This window comes from Enterobacter sp. H2G27, assembly GCF_054403075.1.
On the sequence record NZ_JBSVSI010000001.1, the window covers coordinates 3,647,687 to 3,667,615 of the forward strand.

At 47.1% G+C, this 19,929-nt stretch carries 24 protein-coding genes; 7 read left to right on the top strand and 17 right to left on the bottom strand.

Annotation, left to right across the window (positions count from 1 at the left end; translation table 11 throughout):
• Positions 1-4: 4 nt before the first annotated feature.
• The gene (locus tag ACW9E7_RS17295) at positions 5-1,069 is read right to left on the bottom strand and encodes a hypothetical protein (RefSeq protein ID WP_309264430.1); all 1,065 of its coding nucleotides are present in this window, start codon (positions 1,067-1,069) and stop codon (positions 5-7) included.
• Complete coding sequence (locus ACW9E7_RS17300; RefSeq protein ID WP_309264431.1) at positions 1,066-2,130, bottom strand: hypothetical protein; 1,065 nt, start codon at positions 2,128-2,130, stop codon at positions 1,066-1,068. Before ACW9E7_RS17300 ends, ACW9E7_RS17295 begins: the two co-directional genes overlap by 4 nt.
• Before the next feature lie 392 nt (positions 2,131-2,522).
• Here ACW9E7_RS17300 and ACW9E7_RS17305 point away from each other — a divergent pair, with 392 nt between their 5' ends.
• Both ACW9E7_RS17305 and ACW9E7_RS17310 read left to right on the top strand, forming a co-directional pair.
• Complete coding sequence (locus ACW9E7_RS17305; RefSeq protein WP_126814935.1) at positions 2,523-3,104, top strand: ComF family protein; 582 nt, start codon at positions 2,523-2,525, stop codon at positions 3,102-3,104.
• A gap of 2 nt (positions 3,105-3,106) precedes the next feature.
• Positions 3,107-3,664, top strand: coding sequence for a hypothetical protein (locus tag ACW9E7_RS17310; protein ID WP_126814937.1), 558 nt, complete (start codon positions 3,107-3,109; stop codon positions 3,662-3,664).
• An 89-nt stretch (positions 3,665-3,753) separates the two neighbouring features.
• On the opposite strand, the gene ACW9E7_RS17315 is transcribed toward ACW9E7_RS17310, so the two are convergent.
• From ACW9E7_RS17315 to ACW9E7_RS17365, 11 genes are all read right to left on the bottom strand, one after another.
• Positions 3,754-3,987, bottom strand: coding sequence for a DinI family protein (locus ACW9E7_RS17315; RefSeq protein ID WP_048702820.1), 234 nt, complete (start codon positions 3,985-3,987; stop codon positions 3,754-3,756).
• Positions 3,988-3,997: 10 nt separating this feature from the next.
• A complete protein-coding gene (locus ACW9E7_RS17320) occupies positions 3,998-4,186 on the bottom strand; it encodes a hypothetical protein (protein ID WP_014884914.1) in 189 nt (62 codons plus the stop codon).
• Positions 4,187-4,345: 159 nt separating this feature from the next.
• Positions 4,346-5,041 carry a DNA adenine methylase gene (locus ACW9E7_RS17325; protein ID WP_309264432.1) on the bottom strand — a complete coding sequence of 232 codons (696 nt, stop codon included), beginning with the start codon at positions 5,039-5,041 and terminating at the stop codon, positions 4,346-4,348.
• A 151-nt stretch (positions 5,042-5,192) separates the two neighbouring features.
• A complete protein-coding gene (locus ACW9E7_RS17330) occupies positions 5,193-7,487 on the bottom strand; it encodes a replication endonuclease (RefSeq protein ID WP_458728148.1) in 2,295 nt (764 codons plus the stop codon).
• 42 nt (positions 7,488-7,529) lie between these two features.
• The gene (locus ACW9E7_RS17335) at positions 7,530-8,387 is read right to left on the bottom strand and encodes a DNA adenine methylase (RefSeq protein WP_458728149.1); all 858 of its coding nucleotides are present in this window, start codon (positions 8,385-8,387) and stop codon (positions 7,530-7,532) included.
• Complete coding sequence (locus tag ACW9E7_RS17340; RefSeq protein ID WP_252093475.1) at positions 8,384-8,611, bottom strand: TraR/DksA family transcriptional regulator; 228 nt, start codon at positions 8,609-8,611, stop codon at positions 8,384-8,386. The genes ACW9E7_RS17335 and ACW9E7_RS17340 overlap by 4 nt, the downstream gene beginning before the upstream one ends.
• Entirely contained in the window at positions 8,611-8,844 is a 234-nt protein-coding gene (locus ACW9E7_RS17345) for a DUF2732 family protein (protein ID WP_017382389.1), read from the bottom strand. The genes ACW9E7_RS17340 and ACW9E7_RS17345 overlap by 1 nt, the downstream gene beginning before the upstream one ends.
• Before the next feature lie 69 nt (positions 8,845-8,913).
• Complete coding sequence (locus tag ACW9E7_RS17350; protein WP_032678740.1) at positions 8,914-9,114, bottom strand: hypothetical protein; 201 nt, start codon at positions 9,112-9,114, stop codon at positions 8,914-8,916.
• The gene (locus ACW9E7_RS17355; protein ID WP_252093476.1) at positions 9,101-9,328 is read right to left on the bottom strand and encodes a phage filamentation protein Fil family protein; all 228 of its coding nucleotides are present in this window, start codon (positions 9,326-9,328) and stop codon (positions 9,101-9,103) included. Before ACW9E7_RS17355 ends, ACW9E7_RS17350 begins: the two co-directional genes overlap by 14 nt.
• Positions 9,329-9,335: 7 nt before the next feature.
• Positions 9,336-9,845, bottom strand: coding sequence for a phage regulatory CII family protein (locus tag ACW9E7_RS17360; protein ID WP_252093477.1), 510 nt, complete (start codon positions 9,843-9,845; stop codon positions 9,336-9,338).
• A gap of 34 nt (positions 9,846-9,879) precedes the next feature.
• A complete protein-coding gene (locus tag ACW9E7_RS17365; protein WP_252093478.1) occupies positions 9,880-10,116 on the bottom strand; it encodes a regulator in 237 nt (78 codons plus the stop codon).
• A gap of 94 nt (positions 10,117-10,210) precedes the next feature.
• Between ACW9E7_RS17365 and ACW9E7_RS17370 the strand changes: the two genes are divergently transcribed.
• Positions 10,211-10,837: a phage repressor protein CI gene (locus ACW9E7_RS17370; protein WP_252054868.1), complete on the top strand. Its 627-nt coding sequence runs from the start codon at positions 10,211-10,213 to the stop codon at positions 10,835-10,837.
• 3 nt (positions 10,838-10,840) lie between these two features.
• Entirely contained in the window at positions 10,841-11,860 is a 1,020-nt protein-coding gene (locus ACW9E7_RS17375) for a phage integrase (RefSeq protein WP_252093479.1), read from the top strand.
• 37 nt (positions 11,861-11,897) lie between these two features.
• On the opposite strand, the gene ACW9E7_RS17380 is transcribed toward ACW9E7_RS17375, so the two are convergent.
• Complete coding sequence (locus tag ACW9E7_RS17380) at positions 11,898-13,247, bottom strand: hypothetical protein (RefSeq protein WP_252093480.1); 1,350 nt, start codon at positions 13,245-13,247, stop codon at positions 11,898-11,900.
• Positions 13,248-13,729: 482 nt separating this feature from the next.
• Positions 13,730-13,984 (bottom strand): hypothetical protein, encoded by a 255-nt coding sequence (locus tag ACW9E7_RS17385; RefSeq protein ID WP_223580538.1) that lies wholly within the window; start codon positions 13,982-13,984, stop codon positions 13,730-13,732.
• 71 nt (positions 13,985-14,055) lie between these two features.
• Between ACW9E7_RS17385 and ACW9E7_RS17390 the strand changes: the two genes are divergently transcribed.
• Both ACW9E7_RS17390 and ACW9E7_RS17395 read left to right on the top strand, forming a co-directional pair.
• Complete coding sequence (locus ACW9E7_RS17390; RefSeq protein ID WP_252093481.1) at positions 14,056-14,766, top strand: hypothetical protein; 711 nt, start codon at positions 14,056-14,058, stop codon at positions 14,764-14,766.
• 803 nt (positions 14,767-15,569) lie between these two features.
• Positions 15,570-16,739 carry a coiled-coil domain-containing protein gene (locus tag ACW9E7_RS17395; protein WP_111964916.1) on the top strand — a complete coding sequence of 390 codons (1,170 nt, stop codon included), beginning with the start codon at positions 15,570-15,572 and terminating at the stop codon, positions 16,737-16,739.
• Here ACW9E7_RS17395 and ACW9E7_RS17400 read toward each other — a convergent pair whose 3' ends face one another.
• Entirely contained in the window at positions 16,740-17,504 is a 765-nt protein-coding gene (locus ACW9E7_RS17400; RefSeq protein WP_458728150.1) for a siderophore-interacting protein, read from the bottom strand.
• 147 nt (positions 17,505-17,651) lie between these two features.
• On the opposite strand from ACW9E7_RS17400, the gene ACW9E7_RS17405 reads away from it, so the two are divergent.
• The gene (locus ACW9E7_RS17405; RefSeq protein ID WP_133295165.1) at positions 17,652-18,146 is read left to right on the top strand and encodes a PadR family transcriptional regulator; all 495 of its coding nucleotides are present in this window, start codon (positions 17,652-17,654) and stop codon (positions 18,144-18,146) included.
• On the opposite strand, the gene ACW9E7_RS17410 is transcribed toward ACW9E7_RS17405, so the two are convergent.
• Positions 18,143-19,702 carry a methyl-accepting chemotaxis protein gene (locus tag ACW9E7_RS17410; protein ID WP_136195059.1) on the bottom strand — a complete coding sequence of 520 codons (1,560 nt, stop codon included), beginning with the start codon at positions 19,700-19,702 and terminating at the stop codon, positions 18,143-18,145. The two genes, ACW9E7_RS17405 and ACW9E7_RS17410, sit on opposite strands and share 4 nt — an antisense overlap.
• Positions 19,703-19,929 lie beyond the last annotated feature (227 nt).

Here is a 19,929-nt window from a genome sequence, read left to right on the forward strand (position 1 = left end):
TGTATTAGCTGATTTCCATTATAATTGAATAAGCTCTATTTTCAATTAATTTATTGAATCTCTCAGCTTCTCTACCAGAAAGCTTTTGCGGCTTGCTAAAATATTGTCCATTAGCCTTATACTTTCTGACTCCTTTAACCAAATAAGAGAAATTAGTACAATTGAGAGGATCACCAAATTGCGCCTCAAGCTCAAATATATCTGGATCTGCCAAGTTCTCCTTAACCTTCCATTTTATTTTCCAGATATAGAATCCTCTATCATAAAGATCGCTTAATTCATCAGATTTAAGTACCCCCTCCCCCTTAAGTGATGCCCTGGACACGTGTACTCCAGTTTCGGTATTTCCATCTTCAGCCTCTATAGTTTCAGGCTTAGGGTGATATACATAAGCATCAGTAACATCCAGCAACTCATAACCATCAAGTGTACGGATTAATTTATCGAAGAATAAAGTTCTAACATCTGGAGATGTATTGTGAGAAAGAGAAATTTCGTTCAATTTTAAATCAAGGTTACTGTCATCCGCTTGCTCGTTCTGAATAGCGCTGATGTGCCCCAGTAAGAGTCCCTCATAATCTTCAAGGTTTTCATTATCTGGACGACGGATACTGTAACCATCATCTAGAGGCTCAATTTCAATTAACGCTTCTTTATTAATCGCCTGTTTGAAGTCGCTTTTGCCATAATTAGTTGAAAGATACCTAATATTAATCAGCACCCGTGGTCCATCCACGATTATTTTACAATAATCATCCTGCTCGGTAATTTCCTTCTTAAGTTTTTCTGCCGCGTCTATAATACCTTTCTTATCTATATCAGTCTCAATTCTTACACATGTAAATTTTTCGGTCCTTGTCTGACCACCTAAAAGGGTTGCAATTTTTTGATGCTCGTAATAATCATGAGTCATTCGCGAATAGTTTCTTGCCAATTCTTTTCGAGGAGTTTTTTTACATATTATCGTCCCCCGTTCTAAGAAAAGGTCTTGAATTTCATTTAGAGTGATTTGCTTTTGGTTTAAAGCATCATACAAAGCTTTATCAGTTACGCTGTGAATATTTTTCATTTCGGCTCCCAAGATATAACTTCTGCTGAAAAGAATTCTTTTACTGTTGACACAACTTTAACGTCTAAATCTTCAAGCCTCTTTTTAGCTTCTTCATCTAACCCATACTCATGTGCATATTTTTCAACTCCACGTTGAAAGTGTGAGAGAATCCTCTCATCTTTCTCTCGATAAGCAAGCCTTATCCTAATCTTATTTATACCATCAAGAATTTGATAATTTGACAAAATATCTAGCAAATAAAAGAATTCATTGTCGCTATTACCTTTTTTATTGTAATACACTACAAACCCTTCTGGATAAACTTCCTCTTCAATACCTTTAGCTCTGTTAAATTTATAAACAGCACCATGCTTGATAATCATGAAAGGTGATGACAAGACTTCTATAGTAGCTGGAAGATATTTTTCAGTCACAGCAACCTTATGAAAAGTCAATTGAGGATAAAAGAATCCATATTCTTCATCAGGAAACTCTTTCTTAGCAATCAAATCGTTCATATCATTCGTTACTGCCAACATATAATTAATCAGAAACGGATCAATTATATGAATTTGCTGACCTGAGGATAAAGGAATCTTTTCTAAGCTGACAGCCTTATCTCTTCTTCCTTTAGCGGGTTTAGGAGGATTAAAAAACTCATAAAAATCATGCTGCAACTGATTATCATGATTAAAAACAAACAACAAACCACGAACTTCACAGTCGATTTGTGAAAAATTATACTTTTCTGACCATTCAGGACTATAGCGAGCACATTCAATAGTTTCTGCTAATGACTCCAGTGCAGATTCTATTTTTGATGCATTTATTGAACCTGCTTTATAACTTTTTAAATCAGTATTTAAATAAATGACTTTGTTTAAATATGGATCTTTATAACTAAATACAACATCTACAGGATGCGTGTGCTTCTGCCTCTTACCTTCAGGCTTATGTTTAGCCTCATCATCACAAAGGAAATCTCGGTCACAGGGGCCATGCTGCTGCCACTTAAATCGACTCAATAGATCCTCAGATATGCGTTTTGCCAAATCTTCAATAGGGCCGTTCTCTGCCATTTGATTTCCTTACTTTTTGCAGATAAATCCAATTGAAAGATAAAGGGAAGCTTTTTTGCTTGCAAGGACTTTGGACCTAACGTGAGACGCTGAGCGCGCGCTCGTAGCCCCGCCACGCCTGCCCGCTTTACGCAGTGGTTTTCATGCACCTGCATGATTTAAGCAAAAGCCCGCCATTCCTGGCGGTCCTCGGCTAAAACGATCCTCAAACGATCATGCGGATTCATGCGGCATAGACATGCAATGATTACGTCACTAAACATTAATTACTTTCACTTCGAAAAAAACTTCGATGAGTAACACTTGATCTCCCCAACAAAAACCAAAACTCACACTTCCACCAAATATAACAATATGTAATCTTTAGATTTTTACACAGCCAATGGTGCACTATGAAAGTCAACATAAAGCAGATTGATGGTAATTGGGAATTAGGCTTTGCGATGGATAAACACAGCATCCGCAGCGTACCTGTAGGATATGACGAATGGGGGCATATGAGATTTGAAACCGAACGAACAGAAGTTGGCGAGTCGCTATTCCAGCTTAAATATCGTGATGATTGGTCACAGGTACAGCCTTTAGCCCAATGCCTCGCAGTAAATGCCTTTCCTCACTTTAGTAATGTCGGTTTTATTGTTCCAATGGCTGCATCTAATCCACGTGCTCGACAGCCAGTTACTGAAATTGCTCAAGAACTAGCCAGAATCGTCGGTAAACCATGCTTCGACAATCTCTTATTGAAAGCTCCCGGAGGCGCTTCATTAAAAAATCTGAATACCAAAGAAGAAAAAATCGCGGCTATCGCTAATTCATTCTCCGTTCATGACGCGATTGGTAACAATGGTAACTGGAACGTTCTCATCATTGATGATCTGTACCACACGGGCGCATCTATGGAGGCTGCTTGTGCTGTGCTGAACGATTATACTAAGGTTAAAAACATCTATGTTGCAGCTTTGACTTGGAGATAGTGATGACTACGGTATTTGTTGCTGGTTCAATAACCATCAAACACCTTGACACACTCATCGTGGAACGTCTGAAAAAAATTGTTAATTCTCGGTTTCGCGTTGTAGTTGGTGATGCCAATGGTGTTGATTCATCTGTTCAACGAGTTTTGTTAGAACTGGGATGTGAACAAGCCACAGTATTCAGTAGCTCAGAAAAGCCACGCAATAATCTTGGTTCATGGCCTGTGCGTGTTGTAAGCACAAGTCATGCTGCTGGGACTCGTGCTTTCTTTACCGCAAAAGACCTTAAAATGGCGGAGGAAGCCGACTATGGATTAATGGTGTGGGATACGAAAAGCACTGGCACTCTGAGTAATGTGATTGAGCTACTTAAACGTAAAAAATGCTCTGTTGTTTTTGTTAATAAATCCAAAAAGTTTTTTATTATCAAGTCCCCAGAGCATCTTGATGCCTTGATTGACTGCATGTCACCAGCATCTTTAGAGAAAGCCGATGAGAAAATCAAGTTACGCGAGAAAATTAGCCAACTCAAAAACGAGCAGATCCAGCTAATTATGTGACGCTTTGTCATAAAAACCCTAACGCCTCGCCCAGCTCGTTGTTCAACCTTGCAGACGGCAGAATCAAATGCTGCCGCCTGCAACGTTTCTTAATGCAGCCAGCTGTCGTCTTCCCAGACCTGCTGCATAATTTCCATCACTCGCTTTTTATCTTCGTCCAACTTCATCCCGCTCAACTCAACACCATTTGCGGAACCTTTGCGGATGCGGATCGCTGTCTTTGGATAGATGGGCTGCAGGTTGCGGTAAAGTTCAGACTCCAGTGCATCTAGGGTTGCCTGGCTTATCTTCTGCTCTTTATCAATCATTATTTCAATGCGCATAACGCCCCCCTTAGTTAATAACGTCCATCGCCTGGCCGTAATCATGGTTACGAATTTTCGCCATCAGCTCGTCTGTCAGTTCCGACACCCACTGGATCGCAAGGCGTTTCTCTTCTTCGCTACACTCACTAGCCGCTACAAGCTTGATAAAGAAATCAATACGCTGGAGTTTCAACGACTCCAAAAGATAGTCCTGCATTTTCCCTCCTATCCTCACTACGGGATAAACCAGCCAGCATCCCCAGGAAGAGACGCCGACAGCTGTATATATATCCACTGTTTATAAATACAGTATAGGAGGATTTTGAGGTTGTAAAATATTTTTTATCAATCAATCAGATGAGTCTGTTTGCTGAGGTTAATCATTAACTTCACTGAGCGCTGTCATTATTGCCAGTCGCTCAGCATGGGGCAGAGCTGCGAACTTTTCGCGCCAGCGCTTTGCCTTGCGTTTGATGCGCTCCCTGTCGTTGTAATCCTTACCCGCAAAAATGTGCGAGTAGGCTCTTCCCTCCGGGTAATTCATCCAGATTTTCTCTGTGCGCACACCGCCGCGCGTCATGGCCTGAAATTCTTTCTGGCGCCAGCCCGTTAACAGATCGTCATAAAACGCTGATGGGTAGCCGGACAAAATCACACTGGCATTTTTTGGGAGGCTTTTAAGACAGGCCAGCAGTCGCTCATGATCGGCAACGGTATATTCATTACGATAACGAGCGGCACTGGTGCGCGTTTCATGAAGATAAGGAGGGTCAGCATAGACCAGCACGCGACCGGCGGAGGAAAAGTCGAAGCCCTTTAAAAACTGCACCGCATCGGCAACATCTATAAAAAGGTTATCGCCAACGGCATCAAGAAAATAAGCATTGCCCTGGCAGAACGCCTCAACCGTCAGGGGATCAATATCAATGCCCCAATTACGGCTGGCCGGTGGCTTACGCAACATGACAGCACCACCGCCCAGGTGTGTCTCAATGTAGGTGTCATGCGGCGGCATTTCCGCAATAATCTTTTGAAAAACACCGCTTGCGGCTTTGCTTCCCAGATAAGTCATTTCTGTTTCCCTCAACTCCTGATTTCGTTTTAATCCACCTGCAGCACAGTCAGAAATGACGTTGCTCGATGAATGGCCAGCACAGTCATTTTTGACGGTGAAGCGCTCAATTCGGTACCTCACCGTCAGAACTGACCATGTTGATCGCGGGCTATTTCCGCCCTGAAAACGCACGCTTCATTCGGTTCAAAAGGTCACCCGCCTGCTGTTTAATCTCCACAATCTGGGACGGCAGACGTTGGACACCTGCCGCAGTTCGGTTTCGGACAGTAAGGCGCCCTTCTTCAACCGTTAACACCTGATCGCCAAAGGCCACCACCGCGCCAGAAATCAACGAACGGACCATTCCGGCACTGGCATTCACACCACGCAGAACCAGAAGCTCACTAATTTGCTTTTCCTGCTCCGTCATAGGGCTGGCTTTTGGCCTCACTTTTACGCGCTTGTTAGTTACCTTTGCCGCTTCGCTCAGCCGCTGCGCTATCACCCGTTTTTCTTTCCGGGATAAAGAGCCAATATCCGCCCAGCTGGCACAGTCATTCATGACCGTGCCGCCAGGATCGGCGCGTTTTTCAACCTCCCGCGTACAGTTATTGACAGAACTCCGAGGGGCGGCGGGGCCGCCTGAAAAATCAAGGTCAAAACCTGAAACGCCGTCGGCCTGACGTTTCGGCACGATTTTGTATTTGGTAGTGCGCGTATGAATCAGTGATTCCGGCCCACGGATCGGGGAATAAACGCCGGAAATTTTGGAAACGTCATCCCCGTAGAGGTTGCCGTTTTCGGTGACTTCATAGCTGAGGCGCACGCGCAGGAGATCACGGGGAACCAGCGGGCCACCCTGCGCACTTACGTACAAATCCCACGCGCTGCTGTCGGCAGCCTGACGCACTGGTTCAATTTCGGGGTGCAGGACCAGCTCACGATCACCGAGGCGACGTAATTCACGCCAAACAGTTACCGGTGCGCCGCCTATTTGCTGGAACTGGCGGATCGCCCAGCGAGACGCCCAGGCACTTACGCGGCGGGCCATTTCTTTCAGAGGCTTGCCGGTTTCATCATCTAGATCGTCATCAAGCTGATAGCCATCAATATTTTTTGAAATGTATTTGGCGATATAGCCCGTTGCGCTGCCCTTCTCTTTCTCGATGGGTTTCATTTCGAAGCGGTTTTCAGCGGCGCCGGGCTCATTCCCATCCTCACGCATGGCGTGCTTACGAAAGATTGCCGTTGCCGGTTCGATATGCTCTAGGCGCATGAAAAGCAGGAGGTGCCAGTGCGGGGTTTCGTCGTGGTGAGGCTCAACAACGCGAAAGCCAAACACGCGAATACCATTGCGCAGCCAGGCCGCACGCGTGCGCGCCCATACTTTGCAAAGATATTTCTGCGTTTCACGCGGTGACGCGCCGCTGTATTTGTTGTTCCGGCGCCCGTCGTACTGCATTGAGTGATATTTGGATGGAGCGGTAAGCGTGAAGAACGCCCCGGCCAGCCCGGCCTCATCCGCTAAATCTTCGAAACCACGCATGCGCGCCATCAGCTCACGACGACGGTTAGCTGGGTTGGCAACGCTGCCGGCCACTTTATCAATCAGCGATACACGTTCTCCGGTGTCCTCATCTTCCAGCTCCATCGCTTTCAGAAATTCGCGATTGGCTTTCTTTTGAGCCGTCCACTCCTGCAAGCATGGATCACTGCAGTACGGTGCAGATTTCTTGTGTACGTATCCAGCCGCAACCATCAGATGTTCACGCCAGCGAGCGTGCATACGACGCAGACGATTAAGCCACCACTGCGGAGATTGCAGGCGGGCCACTGCTTTCAGTGCGTCTTCCGCCTCCAGTTCTTCTTTGCAATAGGCCGTCCAGCACGGGACCGGTGTTTTGAGGTGATTGGCAAGAAACCCCATGCGGCCATAACCTGACAGGGTGGCGAATTGGGGATCGGACGTGCGGGCCATCTGGAAATCAAACTCGCGGTTAAACTCGCTACCCAACAGATCAGCAAGGTTATGCGCCAGCCGTTTCAGCTCTTTTTTTCCAGCCCAAAGCAGGCGCCAGAATTGTTCACGCAGAGGCAACAAAGCCGCAGGCATCCCCCCCTGCGGCAGATATTGCTCATTGACCTGATCTATGCGACTCAGAACGAATCGTTCAAAGGTATTGATAAGCCAGGCATCAGCCGCTTGTTTGCCTTTACGGTCTACCTGTTCAAGTTTTTGAGCATACATACGACGGACAAAATGAGGCAGCGAAGCCAGGCGACGACGAACCGCCCGGCCCCGGTCTGGTGCTTCATCCGTTTCTGCCAGTTCGGCAATCGACAAACGCTTGCGATTGCCGTCCGGCGTCAGATACATGATCCCCGGCGCCGCATCGGCTTGCTTAAAACCACCGATTGCAGGGCGCGAGGCATTCCATGCGTAGGGGAAAACGGTGTCAGACATTCTGACACCCCATAATGTAAGTACGAATAAACGCCGTTGCCCTCACACCTGCACCTCATAATTCACGCTGCAGTCAGGTCCGGTTGCAGGATCAAATTCAAGCCAGTGACACGATTTTAAGGTTGCAATGATTTCCACGGCAGACTTACCGTCACCAGCCGCAACGCCCATACTGCGGTTTGCGGTAAGGCGGTGATGGGTGAAATTCCGATAAAGGGAGCGAGTAAGTGAGGTGTCACTGTTTGAAACTATGACCGGATGGCCTTCTGACGCGCGGCGCTCAAGAATAGACGCCAGGCGATACTGATCGTCCTCTGTAAAACCGGCAGTGTGGTAATTGCTAAAAGTCCCGTCATAAGGAGGGTCGCAATAAATCACATCGCCCGTCTGCAACAAAGACAACGTTTCTTCGTAGTTAGCGCAAACAAAGGTGGCTCGCTTCGCTTTCTCAGCAAATGCGCGGATTTCACTCTCAGGAAAATACGGCTTTTTATAATTACCGAAAGGGACGTTGAATACACCGCTTAGGTTGTAGCGGCATAACCCACGATAACAATGGCGGTTTAGATAAAGAAAATATACAGCACGGTGCAGTCGGTCTAATTGCGGATCGTGATTAAACGCTTCACGCACACGATAATAACTTTCAGCGACAATAAAACTTTCAAAAACCGCCTTAGCAAGATTAATAAAGTTTTCTGTATCTTCTGCAATAGAACGATACAGATTAATTAAATCTGGATTGATATCTGCGACAAGATAATGAGGATAGTCTGTTGCCATCATCACAGCGCAGGAACCCGCGAAAGGTTCAACCAATCGCGGGCCAGCTGGGAGATATTTTTTCAGTTCGGACATAATGGCGGTTTTGTTTCCCGCCCATTTCAGGATAGTGCTCATACAACGCCTCCGTTGTAGTGCTTGCCTTTTAACTCTGCGATTTCCTGACAGGTCACACAGCACTGCACGCCGGGAATAGCGCGGCGGCGAGCTGGCGGGATCGGAGCATCACACTCCGCACAGAGAACACGGGAAACGCCCGGCACTTTGGCGCGGGCATTGTTGATATGGCGCTCACGCTCTTCCTGTTCGCGCTGCTGGGCGAGGTCCATTGAATCAGCCATTAATGCAGCTCCTGCGCTTCGTTCTGGATGCGTACCGCTTCAACGCGAAGCAGTTCGGCCGCCTCGATATGGCTCAGCTGACGGGAAACGATGCGCACGGCCAGACTATCCAGACGAGCCGCCATTGCATCAGCGCGGCAACGGCGCTCATCCAAGCGCGTTTCATTTAACAAAGCGAACAGACCAGCATCGTCTGGGCCTGTTTTCGTTGAGTGGGTTTTAGTATTTTTCATATTCATTTCCTCAGAATTCGGGCAAAAAAATGCCCGGCGGGTTTACGCCATATAAAACGGGTTAATTACTTAGATATAACCAGAAACAGGGACGGGCTTACTTTTAATTTGGTTGATAATTTCAGCCTGCAAACCTTCTTTAAATTCTTTGCAGCATTCCCATTCAGGATCGACACGCAAGACAGCACCATCACGGGTTTTAATTTCAAAACCATCTGCCATATTTGGGATGATCACACCTAGAATAATTCTCAGCTCATTGCGAGACATGTTTCACTCCTTTAACAATCAAGCGAACAATGCGAATAATTAAAAAAGCTGACGGCTTAGCTGATTCAGATTTCAGCCCGTTTAATAATTCGGACTGATCACGGCACGGGTGCCAGCGTTTACCGTTTTCCCCAATAATCCATCCATGACCGTAGTGCATTGCCGGGCTTTGCTTTACCAGCAGCGAAGCGAATGAAGGTTCTTTATTAAGCATAAGCACCTCAGATCAGACCAAATGAAGCGCTGAGGCCCGTCACTGTATCAACAGCGCTTGCCATAGCTGGGTTGTACTGTAGGCGCGCGTGCATGGAGACAGCTGTAAGTGCCATCAAACGAGTGACAGAATTAATGCTTTCGATAACCTGACGGCGCTCCGTTGTTGTCTGGTGTTCGCCAGAAACAGCGCTTGCTGCAACACGACCAATCTCTGCTGTAGCATTCAAAACGTAATGAGGCATTTTCTCGCTGGCTACTTCGTTCAGCGGCACACATGGCAGGCAATGGATTTGCGCCAGAAAACCATCAACCAGTGTTGAATCCTCTGTAATATCGGTAAGCATCCAAATTTCCGACGCCGTGAGTTGATGCGGTTGCTCCGGGTTCAGTTTGTTGCGCAGAGTCTGGACATTCATTCCTGCGCGGTCTGCCAGCTTCGCCATATTGTGACGCAGTGCAAAAGCTCGGCAGGCTTCATCAAAATGAGGATGTTTGGAAATGCGAAAATCAAACATGTTCTAAATCCTTATTCATCCCAAAATGGAACTATCAGGCTTGCATTGCGATTTTGCAGCCTTGAGCCGCTTCCATCGTCAGTGCAAACATGTTTACTTCGATAAGGCTGTTTACCCCTTCTTTTTTGCGGATAGGTAAACGTCCTTCACGGATCATCTGGCGGGCATAGCTGGCCTTGTAACCGGTACGGCGGCAGAACTCATCCAAGGTAATGAATGGTTCAGACACCACAAGATTGATGCTAGGGCGCATTGATAATTGGCGATTCATGATGCAATATCCCTCAGTTTGGGTGACGAACTCACTATTCGGCACTGTTTTACATTATTCACAACATCTTGAATCGAGATATTAGGATCACCAAATGAACATGTCAACACGCAAATTAACGAATAAAGATGACATCAACCTGATTCGAGATTGCATATCACAAAACAGAGGTGGGAAAGAGGTCATTGCTCGTATCCTTGAAGCCTATGGTTTTAACACCCGTATTTCCCTCTGCAACCAGCTTGGCGTCTCACAAAGCACCATGGCTAACAGGTATGCGCGCGACACCTTTCCGGCTGATTGGGTGATTGTCTGCCATCTTGAAACGGGAGCATCATTAATCTGGCTGAGTACAGGCGTTGGAAGTAAGTTCGTTGATGGTCGCGACGATAAAACCATAAACCTTAAACGCATAGACATCACAAATGGGATCATTAAAACCCAAAACGACTTAATTGCAGATGTTTCAATAATCCCTGAAGGTCTGTCGTCACCGTTCATATTGACCGCAGACAAAACAACCTATCTGGCTGATCGCTATGACGGGGAGTTAGTTGATGGTTTTTGGTTTATTGAAATTGATGGGATTGTGAGTGTACGTGAACTTTATAGATTCCCTGGGGGGCGCGTGCGAATTGAAAATGGCAAAGCCTCTTTCGAATGCCCGCTCGATGACATCAAAATCCTAGGCAAAATTATCAATCGTACTCAGAGTCTCTAATTTATGGCCGTATCAAAACTACCAAATGGAAAGTGGCAGGCTCAGGTTTTCCCGAACGGTAGGGACGGACGGCGCATACGCCGCCAGTTCGCCACTAAAGGGGAAGCCCTGGCATATGAACGATACGTTAAAGAACAATCCGAGGAAAAGCCCTGGCTGGGCGAGAAAGCGGACAAGCGGCGCGTTAGGGATTTAGTAACCGCTTGGTATAACGCGCACGGCGTAACACTTGCAGATGGTGAAAAGCGAAAAAGCGCCATGGAGTTTGCCTGCCTAGCCATGGGTGATCCGCTCGCTATTGAATTTAACGCAAAGCTGTTCTCAACTTACCGCGAACAGCGGTTAAGCGGAAAAATAACGCGCTCTGATCGAGTGAAGACCGTAACCCCTCGAACAGTAAACCTTGAGCTGGCTTATTTCCGGGCTATGTTCAATGAACTGAAACGACTGGATGACTGGGCCGAGCCCAACCCTCTTGAAAACGTCAGAGAATTTAAAATTGCTGAGGTGGAACTGGCCTGGCTGACGGTTGAAGAGGCAACACGTTTGCTTGAGGAATGCGAAAAAAGCAAAGCGGACGATTTAACCACTATCGTTAAGATTTGCCTGGCGACCGGCGCGCGGTGGGGAGAGGCAGAGAATTTAACAGGCAAGCAGATCAGCCCGGGTAAAATCACTTTCATTAAAACGAAAGGCAAAAAAAACCGCGCGGTACCAATCAGTGATGAACTGTATGAGATTCTCCCCAAATTGAGAACATCGAAACCATTGTTTACGAAATGTTATTCTGCATTTCGAGGTGCCATTAAACGCGCTGGTATCGACTTACCAGACGGACAACTTTCGCATGTTTTAAGGCATACTTTTGCCAGCCATTTTATGATGAGAGGCGGTAACATTTTGGTGTTACAGCGAATATTGGGACACACAGATATAAAAGTCACTATGCGCTACGCTCATTTTGCGCCGGATCATCTGTCGGAAGCTGTGAGTTTGAACCCACTGAACCTTATAATTAATTAAAATCAGGGCATATAAAATGCCCTTCTTACAATTTACATCAAAAGTAATTCTTTTCGAAATCTACAGCACTCCCGAGGTCTGGCCTTATTCTTTCTATTAACTCTTGGCTGGCAGTTTCATCCTCCAAAAGAGCTTTTAGAGCCTTCTCTTTAACCTTTGGTATGTTATTAAATTTGCCTTTCATCATACCTTCAGCTCCATATGCTCCCCAAATCCCTGCGTCACATACTCTGACAATTAACTCTAAGCATTCCATATTGCTCATCAGATGGGACAAATCTTCATCATAAGCACTTGCACTTCTTGCGAATGAATTAGCTTCGTCAAAGGTTGAAGAACCTGCTTTTTCAAATATTGAGTTGATGACTTTTCTTTTAGCCCAATCTTTATTTTTTACTATTTTCATTAACAACGGACTTAGTTTATATTTTTCTAAAACATCATCGATACTTTTCTTAAAGAACTTATTAATTATCTCTTCGTCTAACTTTAGTAAACTCTTAGAAATTTGAATAGGATGTTTCAAATATGTATGTTGATCAGATGTCTTTGAGGATATAATACTATCCTCAAACATTTTATTAAGTCTTAAGTATACTATTTCATCTAACCCATTCAGCAATCGGTAGTTGGTTGCTATGCACTCCATAATAAGCTGGGCCTTGTTATTATCGGAACAACAGTCAATTATTATATGTTTTTTAATCTGTTGTAAAACATCATTATTCAAGGGCTTAAACGCTAAACCTAGTAGATACCGCTTAGCATTTGTTTTTATCTGTTCATTAGCATTATCTAAAGATTCAATCAATTTTAATAAAAGATATGAGTAGCCGTCACTATGTAGGTTTCTAACCCCATCATTTACAACCGCTGAATGATCAGTAATATTAGTTGTAGGGAATAGATAGGCATTTGTTAACTTAGAAAGGATTTGGTCTGCAACCTGCGTAGTTGAAAGTACTGGTTTAGAAAGAAATCGATTAATAGTTTCAGAATAAACATATCTCGCTTCCTCTGCAGTAGGTTTGTGTCCTGAAGGATGTGCAGCTTTATTCCTGAGAGTTTTTAATACCGTCAAAAAATCCGCATCAATTTCTGTTATTATTTTCTCAGACTTCAATTTGTTGAGCAGATCATTTTCATAGACTTTCTGCTCATCTCTTTTTTTACTAATCTCAGTAAATATGGCTCTTGCTGTTTTATTTGTTGTTGCCATCCCATCTAATTTCTTTAATAAATCCTCAAAAATAGCAATGAATGATAGCACTACACAAGCACGATGCGCTCCAGTCATGTAACATGTTAGAGCTTCACGCATATATTCCTTAAGTTCTACATCAACAATATCACTTATAAGTTCTTCCATATCTCTCAAATTTGACACAGCATCTCCTTGTTTTTACTATTAACAGCCATTTATAAACATTTATTCGAATCGGCAATGATGGTCCATAGTTTAGTGTTTTTTGGTCAAATCGAAAACCTTTGCCGTTCAGCAAGGCCCCGCCCCCTTGAGATGGCAGCAAATTGGCAGCAAACCTATCCACTATGCTGGCATATTCTCCATTATTCGACTTCGCAAGCGGTTGAAATTAAAGTAACTAATTGTTTTATCTAACTTAAGTTTCGGACTCATAATCGCTTGGTCGCTGGTTCAAGTCCAGCAGGGGCCACCAAATTTAAGCTGTAGAATCATATGATTAAGCCACTCTCGCGAGTGGCTTTTTTCTATGTTACTGACAGCTGTCCTTTATCGTCCCCCTCCTTCTTAACTGAGCCCGTTCCCAGTCCAGACCCCACTGTATGATGCAGAGCACAACAGGTTTAACTTCGCCTCGACGACCACCTTGTGGGTCAGTTTTATGTTTAGCTTTTGTAGCGAGTGAAATGCCGGTAAATTTTTTTCGTTGCCAAAATGGCGAGTACGCCCAAGAGAATTGAAGCTAAGCCCAGGAAAATTAGTAAAGAAAGGAGATGACTGAACAAGCCACCAAAGCTTGTGAAATCACTCAATCGTGCAAACTGCTCCGGAGTAAGTACACGAACGACGATCTCTGGAATAGTTAGAAAGAAAATAATTACTACCAGAACATAAATTGCCACCCTACCGCTTTTTTTCATTATCTTCCTTGCCCCCTATGACAATGATGATCAATTATTGACAGGGTCATGTTACAACAAGGGAAATTACAATGGCAGACGGCTACGCAAAAATGAAGCTGCAATCAGAAAGGAATTTAGCTCTGGCGCTAACCAAAGCATTGCGAGAAATACAAGCCACCAATATGAGCACTATCGAAAATCTGAAGCTTGGTACACAGCGTTTAATCAACTATGGCTCGTGCTTGATACCAGACGATTACTATCGCAATGCCTGTCGCGAGCTAATAAATGAGGACCGCCGTCTAACATTAGCACTTGCTGAAATCTATAATCGAAACGATGTTGCTCTTGATATGGTTGAGATTTACTTTCGGAAAACTCTTAAAAGACTTGGAGAGCAAAAGAGTAGCAATCTCGCTGTCTTTCTTAAAAAGGAATTAGGCGATAAGGCTTATGAGTACGCCGAAAAATCCAGCAAACTAGCGCTGTCCTTAACTATTGCAAAACTGATAATCAGTAGTGGTGATTTTCATGAGTCGCATATCAGAATGGTCAATTCATTATCATCTATGTATGTTAACGGCGCCATAATCTATTCGAAAGCGCAGGTAGCTGCATTAGCGGCTAATAAGCTCAAATTCCAGGATTCAGCATATTATCAGGCCTTGTACCAACAGAATCTTGAGATGCTATACTTTCTTATTGAACCACAAATGACAAAAATAATTTATCAAGTTGAATCAGGTGGAAACAATGAGGAAATAATTGGGGATGCTTTATATGAGTTATTAAAAAGATGAAACGAGCAATATTATGGTTTCTGCAGTCCTATATTTATTACATCCCTATAGCACTCATCGTTGCTGGTGCTTATATATTCGCACGTTTCCTGCCTGACTATTTTGGCATTCTTACCTTTGCATGGATCATCATTGTTACCTATTTTTATGTAAAACATAATCGTTGGTTCTGATGGGAGCAGGGAAATCAACAACCCTCACGCGCGCAAAAAAAAAAGCCAACCCTGTAATCTCCAGGGGTTGGCCCTATCTTAAAGCCGCGACAATCTCACCATTTTAAACACGCACGCATGTCCAGCATAAATTCGTTAGAAACGATATGTGCCTTCAATCGATATACAGATGCTCAACCGGTGTGTAGCTAAGCCTGGATCTAACGTGAAATCAGATAATTTTACGCAAGCCGTATTCACGGCCAGGATTGTCCTGCCTGCTGCCTGAGTATTCCTTCTCTTACCCCCACATTGCCCGCCCCCCAAGACGGGAACTTGTATCCATCTGGTACCCATCTCTTTGGCCTATTGCCTAATCTGCAGATATTTTACCGAACCGTAATGCCTTTACTTGCGTATTTTGCGTAGGGATCCGCCTTGCTTTAGAGATTATTACCTTATATTTCAATCGTTTACATTCAACCTTAAAAAGCAACTCTCTTATTCTCCTGTTAAGCCCCCATCTTCACACTCTGTAAATTCTAAAGAAATCCCCCATCGCGCCGATCATCATCCGTGTGTATTATTTCCTGTAGCTTTTACAACAACTAACCTTAACTCAAATACTTAAGCGCCAAAGCGAAAGGCATCATGAGCACACCGATCAAACGGCTAGAAATCATTAAAAATGCCATTGAGCTGGAAGATGACGACATCATCCAGAGCCAGCTGACACGCCTGAAAAATGAAGCGTTTGACGATGAGCTACAGGCAATCGTCGTGGCGCTTGAGGGAAAAAACTACACCGAGGCTATGGCGGCCATTACCGCCTGGCTGCAGGGTCAGCGCGCCGTGACCCAGTGGCGCGATCCGCAGGTGGCGGCCAGCAAGCTAGAGCTGAAGGCGCTGGAAGAGCGTCTGCGCGATCTAATTGACCGCCGCAACGCCCGCGTGCAGCAGCTTGATGAATTCAACGATCTCTATTTCTCCCGCCTCGGGCCGTTGATGCAGCAGATCCTCGCCCTGCGTAAAACCCTGGCCGAGCTTAACCTGCGTCGTCAGCAGGCGGAAGCGCGTCGTCGCGAGGAGGATTACCGTCGCTGCCAGCGCTATATGGCGCAGGCGGTAGAAGTACTGGCGACGCTTACCCAGCGCTGGCGCGATCTCCCGGCTGACTCCGTGCAGGCAGCCGAGGCGCGTAAACATCTGGAGCAGCAAAGTAATCTCATCGCCAACCTGCTGGCCGAAGCGCTGGAGCTGGAGAGCGGCTTAACGCGTGAAGAAGAGCCTGCGCGTCAGGCTCGCGACGAGGCCAACGAAGAGTACGAGAAGTATCGCGAACAGCATCACGATGCCGAAGTGCGGCTGCGTAAAGGAAAGCATCTTTCGGAAGAAGATCAGAACGAACTCAAGCGTCTCTGGCGGCAGGCGAGCAAGCTCTGCCACCCAGATCTGGTGGCAGACGATCTGAAAGAAGAAGCCAACAACATGATGGTACAGCTTAACCAGGCGAAGCAGCGCGGGGATGTGAAAGCCATTCGTTCGCTGGTGGCCCGCCTGCAGCAGGGCTTCGAGCCATTGATGGCAAGCGACAGGCTGAACGATCTGGAACGTATCCGCAAAAAAATGGCGCAGGTCCGCGAGCAGATCGACATTTTAGTGAATGAGCTGGCGGAGCTGGAGAAAGAGGAGTCCTGGCTTCTGGTCTCGTCGCTGAGCAATATGGAAGCGTACTTCGCTCAGCAGGAGAAAGCGCTGCACGAGGTCCGCGCCTCGCTCGAACATCAGGTGAGCGAAGCGCAGCTGGATTCCGCCGCGTGACTATTTGGCGTGCCAGTATGCGCTGGCACGCACCAGCTGTGGGTCAATGCCGTCGGTTTCAAACTGACGGCTCAGGCTTTTCACCACCTTCCCTTCCCCGGTCAGCCAGATAAAGTAATCGTCCCCCGGAACGGTCAGCGCAGCCAGATGATCTGCGACTGCCTGCTCGCTGTGGCCCACCACCCAGGTGATGTTGAACTCGCTCAGGTGCGCCAGATAGTCCTTATAGGATTCATCCCCAACCGTCACGACCGCGTGAACGTCCGGGCGAACCGGCAGTTGCGCAATGCTTTCTAAGCGTCGACGCAGCGCGGGCATGCCGGACTCATCGCACACGTACAGCTGCCAGGCGTAATCCTCCGGCACCACCAGCGAGCCGCGCGGGCCGCCGATGGTCAGCTTGTCTCCCGCTTTCGCCTCAATCGCCCAGCTGCTGGCAATACCGCCGTCATGAATGAAGAAATCGAGAACCAGCTCATGATTTGCCTCGTCGTAGAGCGGCGTATAGTCTCGCGCCTGCGGACGCACGCCGTCGCCCCAGTCGATGCCTTCTTCGGTAACCACCGGCGGCACGAACGTCGCCCCGGGTGCCGGGAAAAAGACTTTGGTATGGTCGTCGAAACCGCGGGAGCTAAAGCCCTCCAGCGCCTCGCCGCCTAAAACAATGCGCTGGAAACCCGCGCTGGCGCGCTCAACGCGGAGTACCATCAGCTCGCGAAAACGCAGGTCATTACGAACGCGCTGTGGGTAACGGGTAGTTGCCATTTTTAGCCCCTTCTCTGGTGAATACGATATATCTAAATCAATTTTCAAATGATAATGATTACTAATAAGTAAAAATGCAAGATCTTTTAGATTGCATCTGAATATATCTTAGATACACTTTAGATATATCAAAATGAAGGGCATACTATGCGACACGAACATGAGGGCGGCGGGCGGCGGCCGCGCTTTTTCGGCCACGGCGATCTGCGGCTGGTGATTCTGGATATCCTGACCCGTAGCGCAAGCCACGGCTACGAGCTGATCAAAGAGATTGAGAACCTGACCCAAGGGAATTACACCCCGAGCCCAGGGGTCATCTATCCAACCCTGGATTATCTTCAGGATCAGACGTTTATCACCATTACGGAAGAAGAGAACGGTCGCAAGAAGATTGCGATTACCGCTGAAGGACAACGCTGGCTGGACGAAAACCGGGAACAGCTGGAACAGATCCAGGTGCGTATCAAAGTGCGTTCCGTCGGTTTTCAGCTACGCAAAAACCCGCAGATGAAGCGGGCGCTGGATAACTTCAAAGCGGTGTTAGACTTGAAGGTGAATCAGGGAGAGCTCAGCGACGCGCAGCTTAAGCAGATTATCGGCGTAATCGACCGCGCGGCGCTGGAGATCTCCCAGCTTGATTAAGCCGGAGCGTGCTCGCTCACGCGGAAGACGCGTACCAGCTCTTTCAGGTGCATCGCCTGTTCGTTAAGCGATGCTGCCGCCGCGACGGACTCCTCCACCAGCGCGGAGTTCTGCTGGGTGGTGGCATCAATCAGGCCAATCGCGCTGTTAATCTGCGAGATACCTTCCGTCTGCTCGTGGCTAGCCTGGCGGATTTCCCTCAGAATCACGTCCATCTCTTCTACGTTGCCGACCATCCCGTTGATCAACGCACTCGCTTTTTCAACCAGGTTCATCCCGTCCTGGGTCTGGCTGGTAGAGCTCTCAATCAGCTCGCGGATTTCGCTGGCAGACGACGCGCTCTTCTGGGCAAGCTGACGCACTTCACCGGCCACCACCGCAAAACCGCGACCGTGCTCACCGGCGCGCGCCGCTTCCACAGCGGCATTCAGCGCCAGAATGTTGGTCTGGAAAGCAATGGCGTCGATCAGGTCGATAATGTCGGACATCCGGTTGGACGTCTCGTTAATCAGGCGCATTTTGCTGGTCACCTGCTTCATCATCTCACCGTTGTTTTTGACCACCGTGGCGGCATCAGCCGAGAGGTTGGTCGCTTCCCCGGTATGCGAGGCGGTATTTTTCACCGTCGCGGTGATCTGCTCCATCGAGGCGGCGGTCTGTTCAACGGAGCTGGCCTGCTCTTCCGTGCGCGCGGCCAGATCCTGATTCCCGGCGACAATCTGCGCGGCTGCGCTGGAGATATTCTCCGAGCCGGTTTGCACCTGCTGCACAATGTCCAGCAGTCGCGTTTTCATCTCCATCAGCGCGTGCAGCAGCAGACCCGTTTCGTCTTTGCCGTGCGGCGTGATGCTGCCCGTGAGATCGCCCTCTGAAATGGCTTTTGCAAAATGCACCGCCTCGCCGAGCGGACGAGTAATAGCGCGCACAATAAACCAGCCGATCAGGCTGCCTGCCCCGACGCTAAAGAGCGTGAGCAGGATCAACAGCAGGCGGTTAGACCGGAAATCCCCTTCCACCTGCGCGCCAGCGCTCTGCATCTCGCTGTTTTGAATGGTAATCAGCTCCTTCACCTTCGCTTTATAAGCCTGCTGCACGGCGAGGGTGGTGGTCATCATCTCCTGAATAGCGCCCGCACGATTGTTGTTCTGCACCGCCTGCAAAATGCGGTAGCGCGAGTCCAGATACTGCTGACGCACGCTGCGGATCTCCGCCAGCACCTGCTGAGACTTTTGATCCTGCAAAGCGGTGTTCAGCTCTCCCAGGATCACCGTGATATGCTCGCTGATCTCTTTCAGGCGCTGCTGAGATTGCCCAGTGTAGGTGCCCTGCTCGTCCAGCAGCATCAGCTGTTGAGTGCTAATAAATTCCTGGAAGTTATCAATTAACTGGTTCGCTTTTACCGTGGTCGGATAATCACTGGTAATAATGGATTGCATCCCGTTATTAGCCCGGTTCAGACTCAGCAGAGACAGGCTCGCGCTGATCGCCATCAGGACAATAAAGAACCCAAACGCCAGAAATAATTTCGTGCCGATCTTTACGTCATGTAAGAACATATTTTCTCCATCGATGTGATTATTTCTCAGACGATCGCTGTTATCGGTAACGATTTCGCTAACTTTATGAGTTTGATCGTTTTTTTATTTCATAACCCACATAATGGATAGGTAGAGGCTATTAATATTGCCCCATTGATCGTTACCAGACCACCAGAGAGGCATTTTTCAAAATAGCCTTCTGGATAATTGACTTAGGCAGGGATAAATAACTGAGGTACTTTCTT

Bases quoted from the DNA above. Each gene is read 5' to 3' on its own strand.
- ACW9E7_RS17395 (WP_111964916.1), top strand. From the start codon at position 15,570: ATGAGCACACCGATCAAACGGCTAGAAATCATTAAAAATGCCATTGAG.
- ACW9E7_RS17360 (WP_252093477.1), bottom strand. From the start codon at position 9,845: ATGTTTGATTTTCGCATTTCCAAACATCCTCATTTTGATGAAGCCTGC.
- ACW9E7_RS17355 (WP_252093476.1), bottom strand. From the start codon at position 9,328: ATGCTTAATAAAGAACCTTCATTCGCTTCGCTGCTGGTAAAGCAAAGC.
- ACW9E7_RS17310 (WP_126814937.1), top strand. From the start codon at position 3,107: ATGACTACGGTATTTGTTGCTGGTTCAATAACCATCAAACACCTTGAC.
- ACW9E7_RS17365 (WP_252093478.1), bottom strand. From the start codon at position 10,116: ATGAATCGCCAATTATCAATGCGCCCTAGCATCAATCTTGTGGTGTCT.
- ACW9E7_RS17410 (WP_136195059.1), bottom strand. From the start codon at position 19,702: ATGTTCTTACATGACGTAAAGATCGGCACGAAATTATTTCTGGCGTTT.
- ACW9E7_RS17320 (WP_014884914.1), bottom strand. From the start codon at position 4,186: ATGCAGGACTATCTTTTGGAGTCGTTGAAACTCCAGCGTATTGATTTC.
- ACW9E7_RS17340 (WP_252093475.1), bottom strand. From the start codon at position 8,611: ATGGCTGATTCAATGGACCTCGCCCAGCAGCGCGAACAGGAAGAGCGT.
- ACW9E7_RS17345 (WP_017382389.1), bottom strand. From the start codon at position 8,844: ATGAAAAATACTAAAACCCACTCAACGAAAACAGGCCCAGACGATGCT.
- ACW9E7_RS17350 (WP_032678740.1), bottom strand. From the start codon at position 9,114: ATGTCTCGCAATGAGCTGAGAATTATTCTAGGTGTGATCATCCCAAAT.
- ACW9E7_RS17315 (WP_048702820.1), bottom strand. From the start codon at position 3,987: ATGCGCATTGAAATAATGATTGATAAAGAGCAGAAGATAAGCCAGGCA.
- ACW9E7_RS17405 (WP_133295165.1), top strand. From the start codon at position 17,652: ATGCGACACGAACATGAGGGCGGCGGGCGGCGGCCGCGCTTTTTCGGC.
- ACW9E7_RS17330 (WP_458728148.1), bottom strand. From the start codon at position 7,487: ATGTCTGACACCGTTTTCCCCTACGCATGGAATGCCTCGCGCCCTGCA.
- ACW9E7_RS17305 (WP_126814935.1), top strand. From the start codon at position 2,523: ATGAAAGTCAACATAAAGCAGATTGATGGTAATTGGGAATTAGGCTTT.
- ACW9E7_RS17300 (WP_309264431.1), bottom strand. From the start codon at position 2,130: ATGGCAGAGAACGGCCCTATTGAAGATTTGGCAAAACGCATATCTGAG.
- ACW9E7_RS17325 (WP_309264432.1), bottom strand. From the start codon at position 5,041: ATGACTTATCTGGGAAGCAAAGCCGCAAGCGGTGTTTTTCAAAAGATT.
- ACW9E7_RS17375 (WP_252093479.1), top strand. From the start codon at position 10,841: ATGGCCGTATCAAAACTACCAAATGGAAAGTGGCAGGCTCAGGTTTTC.
- ACW9E7_RS17390 (WP_252093481.1), top strand. From the start codon at position 14,056: ATGGCAGACGGCTACGCAAAAATGAAGCTGCAATCAGAAAGGAATTTA.
- ACW9E7_RS17400 (WP_458728150.1), bottom strand. From the start codon at position 17,504: ATGGCAACTACCCGTTACCCACAGCGCGTTCGTAATGACCTGCGTTTT.
- ACW9E7_RS17385 (WP_223580538.1), bottom strand. From the start codon at position 13,984: ATGAAAAAAAGCGGTAGGGTGGCAATTTATGTTCTGGTAGTAATTATT.
- ACW9E7_RS17370 (WP_252054868.1), top strand. From the start codon at position 10,211: ATGAACATGTCAACACGCAAATTAACGAATAAAGATGACATCAACCTG.
- ACW9E7_RS17335 (WP_458728149.1), bottom strand. From the start codon at position 8,387: ATGAGCACTATCCTGAAATGGGCGGGAAACAAAACCGCCATTATGTCC.
- ACW9E7_RS17295 (WP_309264430.1), bottom strand. From the start codon at position 1,069: ATGAAAAATATTCACAGCGTAACTGATAAAGCTTTGTATGATGCTTTA.